We start from the raw sequence: 15,378 nt of genomic DNA, 5'->3' as shown, positions 1-15,378 counted from the left end.
CGGTGCCCCGTCCTTGGGCCCGATACAGGTCACGTCGCTCGCTTCCGGGGACGCCATGCCTCGATCGGGTTGCCCAGCCAGCGGGTGTCGTCGGGCACGGACTCCGCCGCCATCACCAGGGAGGCGGGACCCAGCGTGGTACGGGCCCCGACCGTGCTGCCGGGCAGGACGATTCCGCCAGGACCCAGCGTGGCGCCCTCACGGAGGACCACAGTATCCGTCCGCAAGATCCGGTCGTGGAAGAGGTGGGTCTGCAGGACGCAGCCCCGGTTGACCGTGGCCCCCTCCCCGAGGGTCACCAGGTCCGTCTCGGGCAGCCAGTGGCTCTCCAGCCACACTCCCCTGCCGATCCGGGCGCCGAGCCCGCGCAGCCACAGCGTCATCAACGGCGTACCCGGCACCGATCCGGCGAACCACGGCACGGCCACGACCTCGACGAAGGTGTCCGCCAGTTCGTTGCGCCAGACGAACGAGCTCCACAGAGGGTGCTCCCCTGCCCGGTGGCGGCCCACGAGCAGCCACTTCGCCACGACGGACACGGCACCGGCCACCAGCCCGGCGCACAGCAGCACCACCCCGCACAGCAGCCAGGCCCAGCCGCCCAGCGCGCTGAGCGCCGCGGCCGTCAGCACGGCGAGCCCCGCCGAGCAGATCACGGGCACGATCCTGCACAGCTCCACCAGCCCGCGCGCCCACAGCAGCCGCGTCGGCGGTTCGTAGGTGCGGCTCCGGTCGCCGTCGGACACCGCGCGCGGCAGCTTCACCGGCGGCAGACCCAGGTAGGAGCTGCCCTTCTTGGCCTTCTTCGGCGTCGCCGACAGCACACCGACCAGCCCACCGTCCGGCACGCTGCGGCCCGGTGCGGTCATCCCGGAGTTCCCGAGGAACGCCCGCCGCCCGATCTCCGCACGCCCGATCCGCACCCAGCCGCCGCCCAGCTCGTACGGCGCGGTCAGCGTGTCGTCCGCGAGGAACGCCCCGTCGCCGACCGTGGTCAGACTCGGCAGCGCCAGGACGGTCGACACCTCGGCGCCCCGCCCGATCCGCATCCCGAGCAGCCGCAGCCACACCGGAGTGACCAGCCCGGCGTACAGCGGGAACAGCATCTCGCGCGAGCGGTCCATCAACTGGGTGACCGTCCAGGCCTGCCAGCCGGTCCGGCTGTGTGTCGGATGTGTGCCCTCGCACAGCCCGAGACTCGTCAGCCGTACGGCGACCAGAAGCGACAGCGCGTACGTCAGACCGAAGGCGAGCGTCGCGGGCACCAGTGCCACGGCGGCGCCCCGCAGGACCGCGCCGAGACCGGCGGCCGGGTCGACGAAGACATGCGCCACCAGGAGCGCGGCCAGCCCCGCCGGCACCGGCAGGGCCGTCAACGCGAGGCCGGTGACGCCGTACACCGCCCGCCATCCCGTACCGCGGTGCGGACGCTCCTCGGGCCAGTTGTGCTTGGCCCTGCCGAGCTTGACGGCGGGCGCGCCCGCCCAGCGCTGACCGGTCGGGATCTGCCCGGCGACGGCCGACCCGGGCGCGACCTCGGCGCGCTTGCCGACGCGCGCGCCCGGGAAGAGCACGCTGCGCGTGCCGACCACGGCGTTCGCCCCCACCTTGACCGGCCCGATCTCCAGTACGTCGCCGTCCAGCCAGTGGCCCGCCAGGTCCACCTCGGACTCCACGGCCGCACCCCTGCCCAGCTTGAGCATGCCGGTCACCGGCGGCAGCGAGTGCAGGTCCACGTCCGCCCCGACCTTGGCTCCCAGGGCCCGGGCGTACCGCTCCAGCCACGAGCCCGTCAGCGAGGTGGCCCCGCTGAACTCGGCGAGCCGTTCGGCCGCCCACAGCCGCAGGTGCACTCCCCCGCCGCGGGCGTACCGGCCGGGCTCGACGCCCCGCAGCAGCAGCCGGGCGCCGCCCGCGGCGATCGCGAGCCGCCCCGGCGGGCTGAAGAACAGCAGCGCGCCGGCCCCCACGGCCCACCAGGAGGTGGTCGGCGCCCACGGATACGGGCCGAACCAGTGCAGGACGTTGCCGAGCGCGGTCAGCGCCACGGTCCAGCGCAGTCCCAGCACGGTGAACAGGGGGATCAGCAGGAGGAGTTGGAGTGCTCCGGCCCGCGCGGGAACGGGAGCGATCGCGCGCTGCGCCCCGTCGTCCTGCGCCGACTCCTCCAGGTGGCGGGCCAGGTCGCGCAGCCTGGGCTGCTGGTAGACGTCGAGGACGGCAGCGCTGGGGTAGCGGGTGCGCAGCCGGGTGGTGAGCTGGGCGGCGGCCAGGCTGCCGCCGCCGATCGCGAAGAAGTCGTCGGATGCGGCGGTCACCGGGATGCCGAGGACCTCGGTCCACTGCTCGGCGAGCCAGGCCTCCGTGCCGTACAGCTGGGCGGCGGGGCCCTCCAGGCCCTCCAACGGCCAGGGCAGCGCGCCCCGGTCGACCTTGCCGGAGGTGCGGGTGGGCAGGTCGTCGACGGGCGCGAGCAACGGGACGAGCGCGGCGGGCAGTTCGGCACGCAGCTTCTCGACGGCCGCCGCGTGGTCCCAGCCGTCCTGGGTGACGACGTAGCCGACGAGGAGCTGGTTGCCGCTGCGCGCGGTTCGTACGGCCGCGGCGGCGCCGGCCACCCCGGGCAGGGCCTGCAAGGCCGCGTCCACCTCGCCGAGTTCGATCCGCCGCCCGCCGAGCTTGATCTGCTCGTCGGCGCGCCCGAGGAAGATCAGGCCTTCCGGCTCGGCGCGGACGAGGTCCCCGCTGCGGTAGGCGCGTTCCCAGCCGAGGGGGACAACAGGTGCGTACTTCTCGGCGTCCTTCTCGGCGTCGAGGTACCGAGCGAGGCCGACACCGCCGATCACCAACTGGCCGCTCTCCCCCATCGCCACCGGCTGCCCGGCGTCGTCCACGACGGCCAGCTCCCAGCCGTTCAGGGGCAGTCCGATCCGGATCGGCTCCTCGCCGGTGAGCAGTGAGGCACAGGCCACCACGGTCGCCTCGGTCGGCCCGTAGGTGTTCCAGACCTCGCGTCCCTCGGTGACCAGACGCTGTGCCAGCTCGGGCGGGCAGGCCTCGCCGCCGAAGATCAGCAGGCGGACGTCGTTCAGGGCCTCCGGCTCCCAGAGCGCGGCCAGCGTCGGCACCGTCGAGACGACGGTGATCTCCTGCTCGGCCAGCCAGGGGCCGAGGTCCGCGCCGCTGCGCACCTGCGCGCGCGGTACGGGCACCAGACAGGCCCCGTAGCGCCAGGCCAGCCACATCTCCTCGCAGGAGGCGTCGAAGGCCACGGAGAGGCCCGCCATGACCCGGTCGCCGGGCCCGATCGGTTCCTTCGTCAGGAAGAGGTCGGCCTCGGCGTCCACGAACGCGGCGGCACTGCGGTGACTGACGGCGACGCCCTTGGGTTTCCCGGTCGAGCCCGAGGTGAAGATGATCCAGGCATCGTGCTCGACGCCGGGGCGGGCGGCGGGGATGTCGGACGTGCCGCCGACGGTGATCCGGTGCCCGGCGCCCACGACCGCGCGCACCTGCGCCTCACCGAACACCAACTCGGCCCGCTCGTCCGGGTCCTCCGCGTCCACGGGCACGTAGGCGGCACCCGCGGCGAGTACGGCGAGGATCGCCACGTACAGGTCGTTGGTGCCGGACGGGACGCGCACGCCGACCCGGTCGCCGAGACCGACCCCGGCGTCCGCGAGGCGCCGCCGGAGCTTGTCGACCTCGACGGCGAGGGAGCGGTAGGTCAGGCAGCGGCGGCCGTCGTCGAGGGCCGGCTCGTCGGGGTACGCGCGTACGGAGACGTCGAGGATGTCCATGAGCGTCCGCGGCGCGGCGGCGGGCGCGGCGCGGAAGCGGGCGCGGTCGCCGAACCGGGCGTGCATCTCGTCGTCTGACGGGGCGACTGCGGGGCCTTGCCGGAGGGCTGCCATCGGGTCCTCACGTGTCGTTCCCGGAGTGCTCCGGGCGCTGGTGGGCCCGCAGGGATGCCTGGGGATCTTCCGGTCCAGCTCCAAACAAGCGGTCAACTTTAGTACGTCACCGCTGAGACCAGGACGTTCCGCTGTGCAGCGGACCGGCCGGAGCCGCTCGGAATCACTTATTCCGGCGCGCCGACATGGGGATGTGTCATCGTGACGAGATATCCCCCACATCTGTCCGTGACCCGGCTGAGGACCGCGCCCGCGAGGACCGCGACCTCGCGGGCGCGGCCCTCACTCATCCAGTACGTCCGAAGGGACGTGACGTGGCGCCGTGTCGCCCGCCGGGTCTCAGTGGCGGCCGGCCGGCAGTACCTGGACCGTGTCCCCGACCGCCCGCTCACCGGTGGCGTCCGAGGGGCGGTTGACGAGGGCGCCGTTCACGGCCATCGCGGTGGACCCGCCGCCGTCGAGGTTGAGGGCCTGGACAGCGCCGAGTGACCGCATGAACTCCGCGGCCTCCCGCAGGGTGAAGCCCTCGCTGCCACCGGTCAGCCGCCCGTCCACGGTGACCAGCAGAAGCCGTCCCCGGGCGTCCACACCTGCCATGGTGCGCGGCTGGCGTACGTCGGCCCACGCGTAGCCGAAGGAGACATCCTGCGGGTCGACGGTGCCTTCCGTGGCGGCGTCGATGTCCACCCGGCCGTCCTTCACCAGCGTCGGCGCCGCGCTGACGATGCTGTCGCCGTGGCCGAGCGGGACGCGCCTGCCGCCGCTGTCGCGGACGGTCTCGTCGACGCCGATCCGCTGCCCCGGCCGGGCGTGGGCGGTGAGCCAGTCCGCGGCGGAGCCGATGCCCTGGAGCACCGTGCCGTGGGCGGGGACCCGGCCGCCGCGGGCACCCACCGAGACCACGCGTCCCTTGCCGTCGAGCACCGCCTGGACGCCTGCCCCGGTGGGCAGGCCGGTGCCGAAGGCAGGGGTGAAGAGGACGAGGTCGTCGGTCTCGTGGCAGGTGACGTCCTGCCAGGGTAGGCCGCTGGGGGTGGCACCGGGCCGTCCGCAGTCCCTGACGATGCCGGGCACCCGGTTGATGCCCTGGACGGCGTACGCGGAGCCGTCGGCCCGGGCGGTGACGGTGCTCGTCAGATCGGCGACACGGACGTGCCGGCCGCCGTCGCCGAGGACCAGGGCCGCCCGCGCGCCGGAGGCCATCGACTCCAACTGCCCGTCGTAGGCCGCGATGCCGGACTGGGTGCCCTGTACTCCGTCCGCGTCCGACGTGACGAAGAAGCCGCCGTTGACCCCGACGAGGGAGCCCAGCTTCGCGGCGACCGACGAAGTGGTCTCGCGTTGCGCCACATCGCCGTCGTGGGTGGCCTCCACGGTGCCGGTGAAGGCACGCGGGTCGATCACGGCGACGTGGATGTTCTCCACGTCGGCGGGCTGCTCCGCGTCGTACCCCGTCCAGGCGGCCGCGGCGTGGAAGCCGGCCGCCGCCACCGCGTTCGCGGCACTCTGCGCCTGCGCCTGGGTGGCGTAGGAGCCGACCCGCACGCGCAGGCCCATGGTGCCCTGCGGTGTGTCGGCATACGCCGGCCACCGGACGGTCTCCACACGCGGCTGGAAGCCGGCCTCACGCAGCCGCGCGGCGGTGGCGTCCGCCCAGGACGGCGGGCCGACCTCGGCGTCAACCGGGGCGCCGGTCAGCCGGCTGGTGACCGGACGTCTGACGGCCACGGTCCACGACGGCGCCGCACCGGCGTTCCGCAGGGTTCCGGTGCGCACCTCCACGCCCGGGGCGACCGCCTGTGTCGTCCACTCCCCGGCGGCTGGGGCGGGAGCATCGGCGTGTGCCGCGGAGCCGACGCCGAGTGGTGCGACGGCGGCCACCACGGCCAGCGTGGCGCGCAGAGTGCGGACTCGGGCGGAGGTGCGTCGTATGCCGGGCATGGGACCTCGTTCGATACGTCCGGGATGTGATGGCCAGATCCCACCCCTTCGACGCGACGGCGGGGCGACGCAGCCATGAACGGTTGCCCAAGGCGATGCGGACGTCCAGGCCCGGCAGGCGCCGCGACGCCGTTTCCGCCTGTGCCCCCGGGAGAACCCGAGGGGATTTCGGGACGACCCGGGAGACCGACCGGAGGCACGGACATGAGTGATCGCAAGGACCACCGCGGCAGCGGGTACGCGCGGGGCGTGACCCTGGCGAGCCGGGCGCCCACTCGGGCGCGGAGAGCCAGGCGCACGAGCGCACGGTGCCGGGTACGGCGAGCGCCGAGGAGGGCTACCGGACCGAGCGCGGCACCACCGCGGGCAAGCCCCTCGAAGGTGTCGAGAAGGAGGAACCAGCACGGCGGGAGCCGGACACCGGCACCCCCGACGAGCGCGGGACGGGCGGCGGCGCCACCGGCACCTGACCCGGTGGGGCGGCTCTCGGCCGGGTCACCGTACGGGAACCGCCTGCCGGCTCTCCTCCACGGCCACCGTGGTGGTGACGCTCACCAGGCACGGCCTGCGGGGCGTGGAGCCGAACCCGAACCGCACCGGCGGTTCGACCGGTGCGAGCGAACCGAGATCCTCCCCGTCGTAGACGGCCCGGACCTCGATGACAGGACGCAGATCCTTCGCCCCGTACCACTCGTACCGGCCGCCGCCCGCGCTGCCGTGGGTCCGCACCCCCAGCAACGCCCTGGCCGCCGGAGCCACCAGTACGGCCCAGGACGGGCGGGCGGCGAGCGGACCGGGCACGGCTCCGAGCAGCAGGCCCATCGGCCCTCTGCGGCCGGTGACGAAACGGAGGTCGAGCGGCGGGGCCGCGACCGTGCATTGCCCGCGGCCGGCCTCCACCCCGACCGGTACGACCCGAACCTCGTCGAAGAGGTAGGTGCCGGCGACGAAGCGCGCGGTCTGTTCGGAGGGGGCCAGAAGGACGCGGTGTCCGTCCTTCCGCTCGATCATCACATCGGTGAACGGGCCGAACGGCGACCGCACCCAGTGACCGAGCACCACCCGCATCCCCGACGACGTGCCGATCCCCGCGATCCACCCGTCGAACCGCAGCCGTACGCGCCCGTCGCGCCCCCGGCCGATGTGTGGCGCGGTCGCGCCCGGCACGCGTCACCGCTCCTTCCCGGGATGACCGTTCAGACGGCCGCACCGCCACCAGGCCGCCAGCCACCCGGCCTGCATCGCCGCATCCAGCAGATAGGTGGGGCGGATCCGGCCCCGCGGCACGTAGACGAGGTCGACGGCCAGCAGCGTCACGGCCGTGCCCACGCCCGTACGGCGTGCCTGGGCCGCGCCGCCCGGCACAGCGGGGGTGCGCAGCAGCGCCCAGCCGCTGGTGGCGAGGAGACCCGCGGTCGTCCGTTGCAGCCAGTGCTCGGTCTTGGGACCGAAGACCCACTCGAAGCTGCGCAGGTGAAGCAGGGGCCAGCCGCCACCGAAGAGATCGAACAAGCCCTGGGCCCGGGCCACGCACAGCGGATTCATCGGGACTCCTCCCGTCCGGCGGTGCGCCGGGGCAGAGGGACGCACTGCTCCCGGCCCTTCGACACCCTCGGGCCGCAGTACCCGGGCACCACCTGACAAAACACATGAGCGGACGACGGGAAACGGGCCGGGCCGGGCGCGACCGGACCGGGGCGCGACCGGGGGCGAGCGTACCGCTGTCTAGATCAGGTCCGTCCCACTGCCGCGGGAGGGCGCCCGGTTCTGATCATGTGAACGACGGCCTTCTCGATCGCGCCTTGCGTCGCCGGGACACCGAAGGCGGCCCCGTCCCCCAGCCGGTCCAGGGACGGGGCGACGGTGACGCCTTCCTCGAAGAGTTCGATCACGCGCGGGTTGATGTAGGAGGCGCGGCAGACCGCCGGCGTATTGCCCAGGTAGTCGGCGACCTCCCTGACGGCCCGGGCGATCGCCCGGCGTCGCCCGGTCTCACTGCGGGCCGCGGGCTGTGAGACCCCGAGGGCGACGGAGGCCAGGACGGTGGCGTGCCAGGTGCGGAAGTCCTTCGCGGTGACGGCCACGCCGCTGACCTCCCTCAGGTAGGTGTTGAGGTCGTCGCCCGAGACCTCGTGCCAGCTGGGCGGCTGCCAGTAGGCCAACAGCCGGTCGCCTCCCCCTCGCCGCCGCAGCAGGGAGGTGAGCGCACGGAGTATGGCGTCGTCCCCCACGGCCTGTACCAGCTCCTTGCCGTGTTTGGCCGGGTAGCTGAAGACGATGCGTCCCCCCGAGGCCCTGGCGTGCCGACGCAACAGCGTGGTCAGGCCGTAGGAGTTGTTCATGTCCGCGTAACGCTCGCTTCCTATGCGGAAGAAGCCGAGGTCGAGCAGGCGCGCGCCGGTGGCGAGGACGCGGTCCCGGGTCAGTCCGCGGAGGCTGAGGTGGGCTTCCACGGTTTCCCGCAGGCGCGGCAGCGCGTCGGCGACCTCCAGGACGTGCTCGTGTTTGCTCTCCTCCTGCTGGGCCCGGAACCTGGGGTGGTAGAGGTACTGGCGGCGTCCTGCGGCATCGGTGCCGACGGCCTGGAGGTGGCCGTGGGGATGACGGCAGATCCATACGTCCTTCCAGGCGGGGGGAATGACGAGCCCCTTGATCCGCTCGATTTCCGACGCGTCCGTCAGAACGTTCCCGGAGGCGTCGAGATACTGGAACCCCCGACCGCGGCGCCTGCGCGTGTAGCCCGGATCGCAGGGACGACTGTGACGCAGACGCACCTCATCACCCTCCACACGGCTCAATCGGCAGGCGATGGCCTCCTGACGTCCGGCCGCCGACTTCTGACGGCGTGACCGGTACCCTCATCCGGACCCGTCAGTCGCTCGCCCGGGCACCGCGCGGATTTGCCTTCGAGTGGACTTCAACCGACACACTGATCACTGCGGAATCCGACTGCGGACGGGAAAGGCGGCAGCACATGGGGACGGCGAGCCCGGCAGGGCACCCACTGCCGTACGACATCTACCGGCAGGCGATCGAGCGGGAGACGCTGCGCTTCGCCGAGGTGGTGAGAGGTGCGGACCCCGGGACCGCCGTGCCTTCGTGCCCGGACTGGACCCTGGCCGAACTCGCCCGGCACGTCGGGGCGTTGCAACGCTGGTTCAGCACACTGCTGACCCGGCTGGTGCAGGAGCCTCCGCGCAGCCGCGACCTGGAACTCGGGCTGCCGGAACACGCGCAGGAGTATGCCGACTGGGTGGCGGCGGGCGTACCCGCGGTGGCCGAGGTGCTGCGGGCCACGGATCCTCAGGCGGGGATGTGGGCCTGGGGCGTGGACCAGCATGCGCGGTTCTGGGCCCGCCGGATGCTGTGCGAGACGCTGGTGCACCGGGTGGACGCGGAGCGGGCCGTCGGCCGGGAGTCGGAGATCGACCCCGTGCTGGCGGCGGACGGGGTGGACGAGTTCCTCGTCAACCTGCCCTACGCGGGTCTCTTCGCGCCTGCGGTGACCAAGTTGCACGGCACCGGCGAGGTCATCGCCTTCCGGTGCGCGGACTCGGCCGGCGGTACCGGCGAGGAGTGGCGGGTGCGACTGGATCCGGACGGTTTCCGCCTGCTGGCACCGGCGGCAGCCGATGCGGCGCCGACCGGGGCGGTGACGGCGGGGGTCCGGGGGGAGGCGGCGGACCTCCTGCTCCTGCTCTACGGGCGGCGGTCGTACCGGGACTCCGCCTTCGACGTCTCGGGAGAGGTCGCGGTACTGGACCGCTGGTTCGCCCACACGGCGTTCTGAGCCACGCCGACGGTCCGGGCTGACCCCCATACAGGTCCAGCGAACAAACAAGGCCAATCAAGAAACAACAGGTTCCGAGTCGGGGGTCCACGGCCGCGCGTGGGATCACGCCGCGCGGCCGCCGGACGTGCGCCTGCCGCGCCGGTGGGCGATCTCGCCCAGCACGGCGTCCACCGCGATGAACGCCGCGAGCGGTATGCCGAGCAGAGGCACGAAGTAGCCGAGGACCGCGATCGCCGCCATGCAGGGCACGAGGATCTGTGGCGGCACGTGCTGCCAGGCGCCGCGCGGGATCGGCCGCCCGGACGCCCCCGCCCGGCCGCGCTGCCACCACATGCGGTATCCCCAGACGATCAGCAGGACCAGGCAGAGCGCGAGGGCCATCAGGGCGATCTGGTTGACGATCCCGAAGAGGACGCCGGTGTGCAGGTCGATGCCCCAGCGGGTCAGCTTGGCGAGGACCGGGTAGTCCGCGAAGCGCACGACGTCGGTGACGTCGCCGGTGGCCGGATCGACGGCGACCGAGTCCTGCTTCTCGGGCCAGCTGCGCTGCACCTGCTTCACCACGTACGCGGAGGTCGCGTCGGCGGGCGGGACGATCTCCACCGGGTCGCTCAGCCCCTTCCCGCGTGCCGCCGCCAGCACCGCGTCGAGGCCCACGCCGTGCTCGCCGCCGCCGGTGGCCGCCGCCGAGCCGTGGCCCGTGTGCTCGCCGCTCACGGTCGCCGAGACCGACGGGGTGGCCTGGCCGAGCGAGGTGCGCAGTTCGTCGACGTTGGCCCCCGCGTAGGTGGACCAGGTCAGGCCCGTCGCCGAGAGGAAGAAGAACCCGGCGGCGGCCCACACGCCGACCGTGCCGTGCAGACCGAGGGTGCGGCGGCGGCCGCTCGTGCCGCGCACCACGCGCTGTGAACGCCGGCGCGCGAACCACAGCGCGAGCCCCCCACCGGCTGTCACCCACAGCCAGCTGGCGGCGAGTTCGCTGTAGAGCCGCCCGTTCTCGCCGAGGTGCAGATCGCGGTGGAACTCGTCGATCCAGGTGCGCAGCGGCAGGGCTCCGGTGGAGCCGTACTGCTCCAGGGCGCCGCGCACCTTCCCGGTGTACGGGTCGACGAACACCGCGAGTGTGTGGTCCTCGGCGACGCCGGGGACGCCGGACAGCAGCACCCTGGTGGCGGCGTCCTTCGCCGGGGAGGGGCGTACGGCGGACAGCGCGCCCTCGGGGTGGGCCCTGCGGGCGGCGGCGACCTGCTCGCTGATCGGCAGCTTGCCACCGCCGACCGGGACGGTCAGTTCGTCGGCGTAGACCATCTTCTCCACCTGGAACGAGGCCGCGTACAGGAATCCCGTCAGGGCGGCTGCCAGCAGGAACGGGGCGACGAGAAGGCCGGCGTAGAAGTGCAGGCGCAGCACCAGGGGGCGCAAGGGCGCCCATCGCGAAGGTGAGGGGGTGACGGACTGCGGGGACTCGTCCGTCGTCGGCGAGGGAGCGGTGGGCATCGGCGGGCCTCTCCGGGGGCTCGTTTCTCAGCGGTGGCGGTCCAGAGGTCGGAGCGGGACAGGGCCGAGTTCCACCAGGTGCACGTGGCGTGCGTCACACGTCAGGCGCCGACGGGGCCGTGGCATGCTGGCGCGATGGGATCTCCGCGTGACCACAAGCCCCTGGCCGAGCAGGTCGAGGAACTGCTCGCCGCCGGTGGCCCGTTGCCGATCGTCGCCGCCGGTCATCCGGTGCTGCGCTCCGGCGCCGAGCCGTTCGACGGGCAGTTGGGGCCCGCGCTGCTGGCCCGCTTCGTCGAGGCCCTGCGCGTGACGATGCACTCCGCGCCGGGCGTGGGTCTCGCCGCACCCCAGGTCGGGGTGGGGTTGCGGATCGCGGTGATCGAGGACCCGGCGCCGGTCCCCGAGGAGGTCCGGGTGGTGCGCGGGCGGGTGCCGCAGCCGTTCCGCGTGCTGGTCAACCCCTCGTACGAGGCGGTCGGCACCCAGCGCGCCGCGTTCTTCGAGGGCTGTCTGAGCGTGCCCGGCTGGCAGGCCGTGGTGGCCCGGCACGCCCGGGTGCGGCTGCGGGCGCTGGACGAGCACGGGGCCGCCGTGGACGAGGAGTTCACGGGCTGGCCGGCACGCATCGTCCAGCACGAGACGGACCATCTGGACGGCACGCTCTACCTGGACCGCGCCGAGCTGCGCTCGTTGTCGTCGAACGAGGCGGTCGCGGCGCGCTGGGGCGGGCCGACGCCGGAACGGGCAGCGCGAGAACTGGGATTCACGCTGCCCGACTGAGGCTTCCGGTGTCAGCCCCGGTACGCCTCCAGCAGCCGCAGCCACACCTCGCTGATCGTCGGGAACGACGGCACCGCGTGCCACAGACGCTCGATGGGCACCTCGCCGGCGACGGCGATGCTCGCGGAGTGGATGAGTTCACCGACGCCGGGGCCGACGAACGTGACGCCGAGCAGGGTCTCGCTGTCCAGGTCGACGACCATGCGGGCGCGGCCGCGGTAGCCGTCGGCGAACAGGTTCGCCCCCGCCACCGACGAGAACTCGACGTCCACGGCGCGCACCCGGCGGCCCGCCTGCTCCGCCTCGGCCAGTGACAGGCCCACGGCCGCCGCTTCCGGGTCGGTGAAGACCACCTGCGGGACGGCCGCGTGGTCGGCGGTCGCGGAGTGGGCGCCCCAGCGGTCCGTCTCCAGCAGCGGGACGTGCGCCGCGCGGGCCGCGATCGCCGCGCCCGCGATGCGTGCCTGGTACTTGCCCTGGTGGGTGAGGAGGGCGCGGTGGTTGACGTCGCCGACCGCGTACAGCCACTCGCTGCCCGCCACCCGCAGGGTGTCGTCGACCGGCAGCCAGGAGCCGGGCTCCAGGCCGACCGTGTCGAGGCCGATGTCGCCGGTGCGCGGGACCCGGCCGGTGGCGAAGAGGATCTCGTCGGCCTCGAAGCGGTCGCCGGCGTCCGTGACGACCACGACGGTGTCGCCCTCGCGCCGTACCGACTCCACCGAGGTGCCGGTGCGCACGTCCGAGCCCGCCTCGGTGAGCGCCTCGGCGACCAGTTCCCCGGCGAACGGCTCCATGCGCGGCAGCAGGCCCTTGCTGCGGACCAGCACGGTGACTTGGGAACCGAGGGCCTGCCAGGCGGTGGCCATCTCGGAGGCCACCACACCGCCGCCGACGACGATCAGCCGGCCGGGCACGGACTGGGCGCTGGTCGCCTCACGGCTGGTCCACGGGTTGACCTCGGCGATCCCTGGCAGGTCGGGCAGCTGGGCGTCGCTGCCGGTGCACACGGCCACCGCGTGCCGGGCGGTCAGCACGTGCCGCTCGCCGTCCGGGCCGGTCACCGTGACCCTGCGCGGCCCGTCCAGCCGTCCGTGGCCGCGGTAGAGGTCGGCCCCGATGCCGTCCAGCCAGGAGACCTGCCCGTCGTCCGTCCAGTTCCCGACCTCGTAGTCCCGGTGGGCGAGGACCGCGGCGGCGTCGAGGGGGCCCTGTGCGAGGCGGGCGAGGCCGGGGACGCGGCGGGCGTCGGCGCGGGCGATCACCGGGCGGAGCAGTGCCTTGCTGGGGATGCACGCCCAGTAGGAGCATTCGCCGCCGACCAGCTCGCTCTCCACGACCGCGGTGGACAGGCCGGCCGCACGGGTGCGGTCGGCGACGTTCTCCCCCACGGGCCCGGCTCCGAGCACCACGACGTCGTACGCGATGGATTCCGTTTCCGTCATGGGGACAGTCTGGTGGGTGGTGTGCCGGGGGGCCACACGGGTAGGGCGCGGAATACGTGACCAACTGTGACAGTTGACGACAGCGGCTCGGCCCCGACATCAGGAAGAGGGATACGCCATGAGCAACACCGTGGAGCTCACCAAGGAGAACTTCGACCAGACGGTCCAGGACAACGACTTCATCCTGATCGACTTCTGGGCGTCCTGGTGCGGGCCGTGCCAACAGTTCGCGCCGGTGTACGAGAAGGCCGCCGAGGAGAACCCCGACCTGGTGTTCGGCAAGGTGGACACCGAGGCGCAGCCCGAGCTCGCGGCGGCGTTCGGCATCCAGTCGATCCCGACGCTGATGATCGTCCGTGACCGCGTCGCCGTGTTCGCGCAGCCGGGCGCGCTGCCGCAGGCCGCTCTGGACGACGTGATCGGGCAGGCCCGCAGGCTGGACATGGACGAGGTCCGCAAGGCGGTGGCCGAGCAGCAGGCCAAGGCCGAACAGAACGGAGAGTGACGGCTCCCGGCCGGGCGGTCAGAAGGGGTACGTGGCCACGTCCCCGCGCACCGTGGTCCAGCGCAGGTCGGTGAAGGCGTCCAGATTGGCCTCGCCGCCGAAGCGCGCGCCGGTGCCGGAGGCGGCGAGGCCGCCGAAGGGTGCGACGGCCTCGTCGCCCACGGTCTGGTCGTTGATGTGGGCCATGCCCGTAGGGATCCGCTCGGCCAGGTCGAGGCCGCGCGCGGCGTCCCGTGTGACGATGCCCAGGGAGAGGCCGTACGGCCCCGCGGAGGCGAGGCCGACGGCCTCTTCCGTTGTCGTGAAGGGGCGTACGGGTGCGACCGGCCCGAAGACCTCCTCCGTGTAGGCGGGTGTCGTGTCGTCGGCTCCGGCCAGCACCGTCGGCCGGTAGAACAGGCCGCGGTGCGTGCCCCCCGCCACGAGCTTCGCACCGCGGGCGGTGCTGGCCACCACCAGCCCGTGGATCCGGGCGAGTTGGCTCGCGTCGATGACGGGGCCGAGGTGCACCTTCTCGCGGTACGGGTCGCCCACGGTGAGCGTGTCGGCCTTGGCGGCGAGCCGCTCGACGTAGTCCTCGTACAGGGACGCGTGGACGAGGTGACGGCCGGTCGTCATGCAGATCTGGCCCTGGTGGAAGAAGGACCCCCAGGCCGCGCTGGAGACGACGGCGTCGAGGTCGGCGTCCTCGAGGACGATCAGCGCGGAGTTGCCGCCGAGCTCCAGGTGGACCCGTTTCAGGTGGTGTCCGCCGGCCTCGGCGATCGCGCGGCCGGCGGCGGTCGAACCGGTGAAGGAGATCACCGGGACGTGCGGGTCGGCGACCAGTTCCTGACCCACGTCGGGTCCGCCGGGAAGGACGTGCAGCAGGCCCTCGGGCAGTCCCGCCTCGGCGAACACGGCGGCCACGGCGAGGCCGCCGCAGACGGCGGTGCGCGGGTCGGGTTTGAGCACGACGGCGTTGCCGAGGGCGAGGGCCGGTGCAACGGAGCGGACCGCGAGGATCAGCGGGGCGTTGAACGGGGCGATCACGCCCACCACGCCGACGGGGACACGGTGCGTGTACGACAGCCGGGGTGCCTCCGAGGGCAGGACCTGCCCCGTCGGGTGCGACGCGAGGGCCGCCGCCTCGTAGCACTCCTGCGCGGCGACGTGCAGCTCCAAGCCGGCCTTGGCCGGGACGGAGCCGGACTCGCGGACGAGCCAGTCGCGCAGTTCGCCGGTGTGCGCGGCGAGCAGGTCGCCGGCCCTGCGGAGCACGGCGGCGCGCCCGCTGTAGGGGGTTTTCGCCCAGGCGCCCTGGGCGGTGACGGCGGCCCGGACGGCGGTCTCGACGTCCTGTTCGGAGGCGAGCGTGACGGTGCCGAGCGACTCGCCGGTGGCGGGCTCGGTGACGGTGTACTCGGCGCCCGTCAGCGGCTGCGGCTGCCAGGTCTGCGTGTCGAGCAGCATGACGGCTCTCCGATCCGGCACCGGGCGGGGCGCACGGTGCGCGTGGAGGTC

Annotated in this window: 12 protein-coding genes; 4 read left to right on the top strand and 8 right to left on the bottom strand. The window is 73.4% G+C overall.

The genetic code is table 11. From position 1 onward, the window contains the following. Window positions 1–29: 29 nt before the first annotated feature. Together SY2F82_RS33245 and SY2F82_RS33240 are read right to left on the bottom strand one after the other, a co-directional pair. Window positions 30–3,914, bottom strand: coding sequence for a Pls/PosA family non-ribosomal peptide synthetase (locus SY2F82_RS33245; protein ID WP_200422787.1), 3,885 nt, complete (start codon window positions 3,912–3,914; stop codon window positions 30–32). Window positions 3,915–4,253: 339 nt separating this feature from the next. Beyond that, window positions 4,254–5,855: a phosphodiester glycosidase family protein gene (locus tag SY2F82_RS33240; protein ID WP_200422786.1), complete on the bottom strand. Its 1,602-nt coding sequence runs from the start codon at window positions 5,853–5,855 to the stop codon at window positions 4,254–4,256. Window positions 5,856–6,163: 308 nt separating this feature from the next. Between SY2F82_RS33240 and SY2F82_RS33235 the strand changes: the two genes are divergently transcribed. Then, complete coding sequence (locus SY2F82_RS33235) at window positions 6,164–6,325, top strand: hypothetical protein (protein ID WP_200422785.1); 162 nt, start codon at window positions 6,164–6,166, stop codon at window positions 6,323–6,325. Between the two features lie 25 nt (window positions 6,326–6,350). Here the strand turns inward: SY2F82_RS33235 and SY2F82_RS33230 are convergent, their stop codons facing one another. From SY2F82_RS33230 to SY2F82_RS33220, 3 genes are all read right to left on the bottom strand, one after another. After that, window positions 6,351–7,022, bottom strand: coding sequence for a hypothetical protein (locus tag SY2F82_RS33230; protein WP_374707226.1), 672 nt, complete (start codon window positions 7,020–7,022; stop codon window positions 6,351–6,353). Window positions 7,023–7,025: 3 nt separating this feature from the next. Further along, window positions 7,026–7,400, bottom strand: coding sequence for a hypothetical protein (locus SY2F82_RS33225; protein WP_200422784.1), 375 nt, complete (start codon window positions 7,398–7,400; stop codon window positions 7,026–7,028). A 185-nt stretch (window positions 7,401–7,585) separates the two neighbouring features. Then, entirely contained in the window at window positions 7,586–8,629 is a 1,044-nt protein-coding gene (locus SY2F82_RS33220) for a DNA topoisomerase IB (protein ID WP_200422783.1), read from the bottom strand. 200 nt (window positions 8,630–8,829) lie between these two features. Here SY2F82_RS33220 and SY2F82_RS33215 point away from each other — a divergent pair, with 200 nt between their 5' ends. Continuing rightward, window positions 8,830–9,645 carry a maleylpyruvate isomerase family mycothiol-dependent enzyme gene (locus SY2F82_RS33215; protein WP_200422782.1) on the top strand — a complete coding sequence of 272 codons (816 nt, stop codon included), beginning with the start codon at window positions 8,830–8,832 and terminating at the stop codon, window positions 9,643–9,645. A 105-nt stretch (window positions 9,646–9,750) separates the two neighbouring features. Here the strand turns inward: SY2F82_RS33215 and SY2F82_RS33210 are convergent, their stop codons facing one another. After that, complete coding sequence (locus tag SY2F82_RS33210) at window positions 9,751–11,145, bottom strand: PepSY domain-containing protein (protein ID WP_200422781.1); 1,395 nt, start codon at window positions 11,143–11,145, stop codon at window positions 9,751–9,753. Window positions 11,146–11,280: 135 nt separating this feature from the next. Here SY2F82_RS33210 and SY2F82_RS33205 point away from each other — a divergent pair, with 135 nt between their 5' ends. Continuing rightward, on the top strand, window positions 11,281–11,928 hold the full coding sequence (locus SY2F82_RS33205; RefSeq protein WP_200422780.1) for a peptide deformylase: 648 nt from the start codon (window positions 11,281–11,283) through the stop codon (window positions 11,926–11,928). An 11-nt stretch (window positions 11,929–11,939) separates the two neighbouring features. Here SY2F82_RS33205 and SY2F82_RS33200 read toward each other — a convergent pair whose 3' ends face one another. Further along, entirely contained in the window at window positions 11,940–13,370 is a 1,431-nt protein-coding gene (locus tag SY2F82_RS33200; RefSeq protein ID WP_200422779.1) for an NAD(P)/FAD-dependent oxidoreductase, read from the bottom strand. A 73-nt stretch (window positions 13,371–13,443) separates the two neighbouring features. On the opposite strand from SY2F82_RS33200, the gene trxA reads away from it, so the two are divergent. Beyond that, on the top strand, window positions 13,444–13,875 hold the full coding sequence (gene trxA, locus SY2F82_RS33195) for a thioredoxin (RefSeq protein ID WP_374707225.1): 432 nt from the start codon (window positions 13,444–13,446) through the stop codon (window positions 13,873–13,875). An 18-nt stretch (window positions 13,876–13,893) separates the two neighbouring features. Here the strand turns inward: trxA and SY2F82_RS33190 are convergent, their stop codons facing one another. Continuing rightward, window positions 13,894–15,327, bottom strand: coding sequence for a benzaldehyde dehydrogenase (locus SY2F82_RS33190; RefSeq protein WP_200422777.1), 1,434 nt, complete (start codon window positions 15,325–15,327; stop codon window positions 13,894–13,896). Between the last annotated feature and the right edge of the window lie 51 nt (window positions 15,328–15,378).

Origin of the sequence: Streptomyces sp. Y2F8-2 (genome assembly GCF_014905555.1) — a bacterium.
Taxonomy (GTDB): domain Bacteria; phylum Actinomycetota; class Actinomycetes; order Streptomycetales; family Streptomycetaceae; genus Streptomyces; species Streptomyces cynarae.
This window is presented reverse-complemented; position numbering and strand designations above follow the sequence as displayed.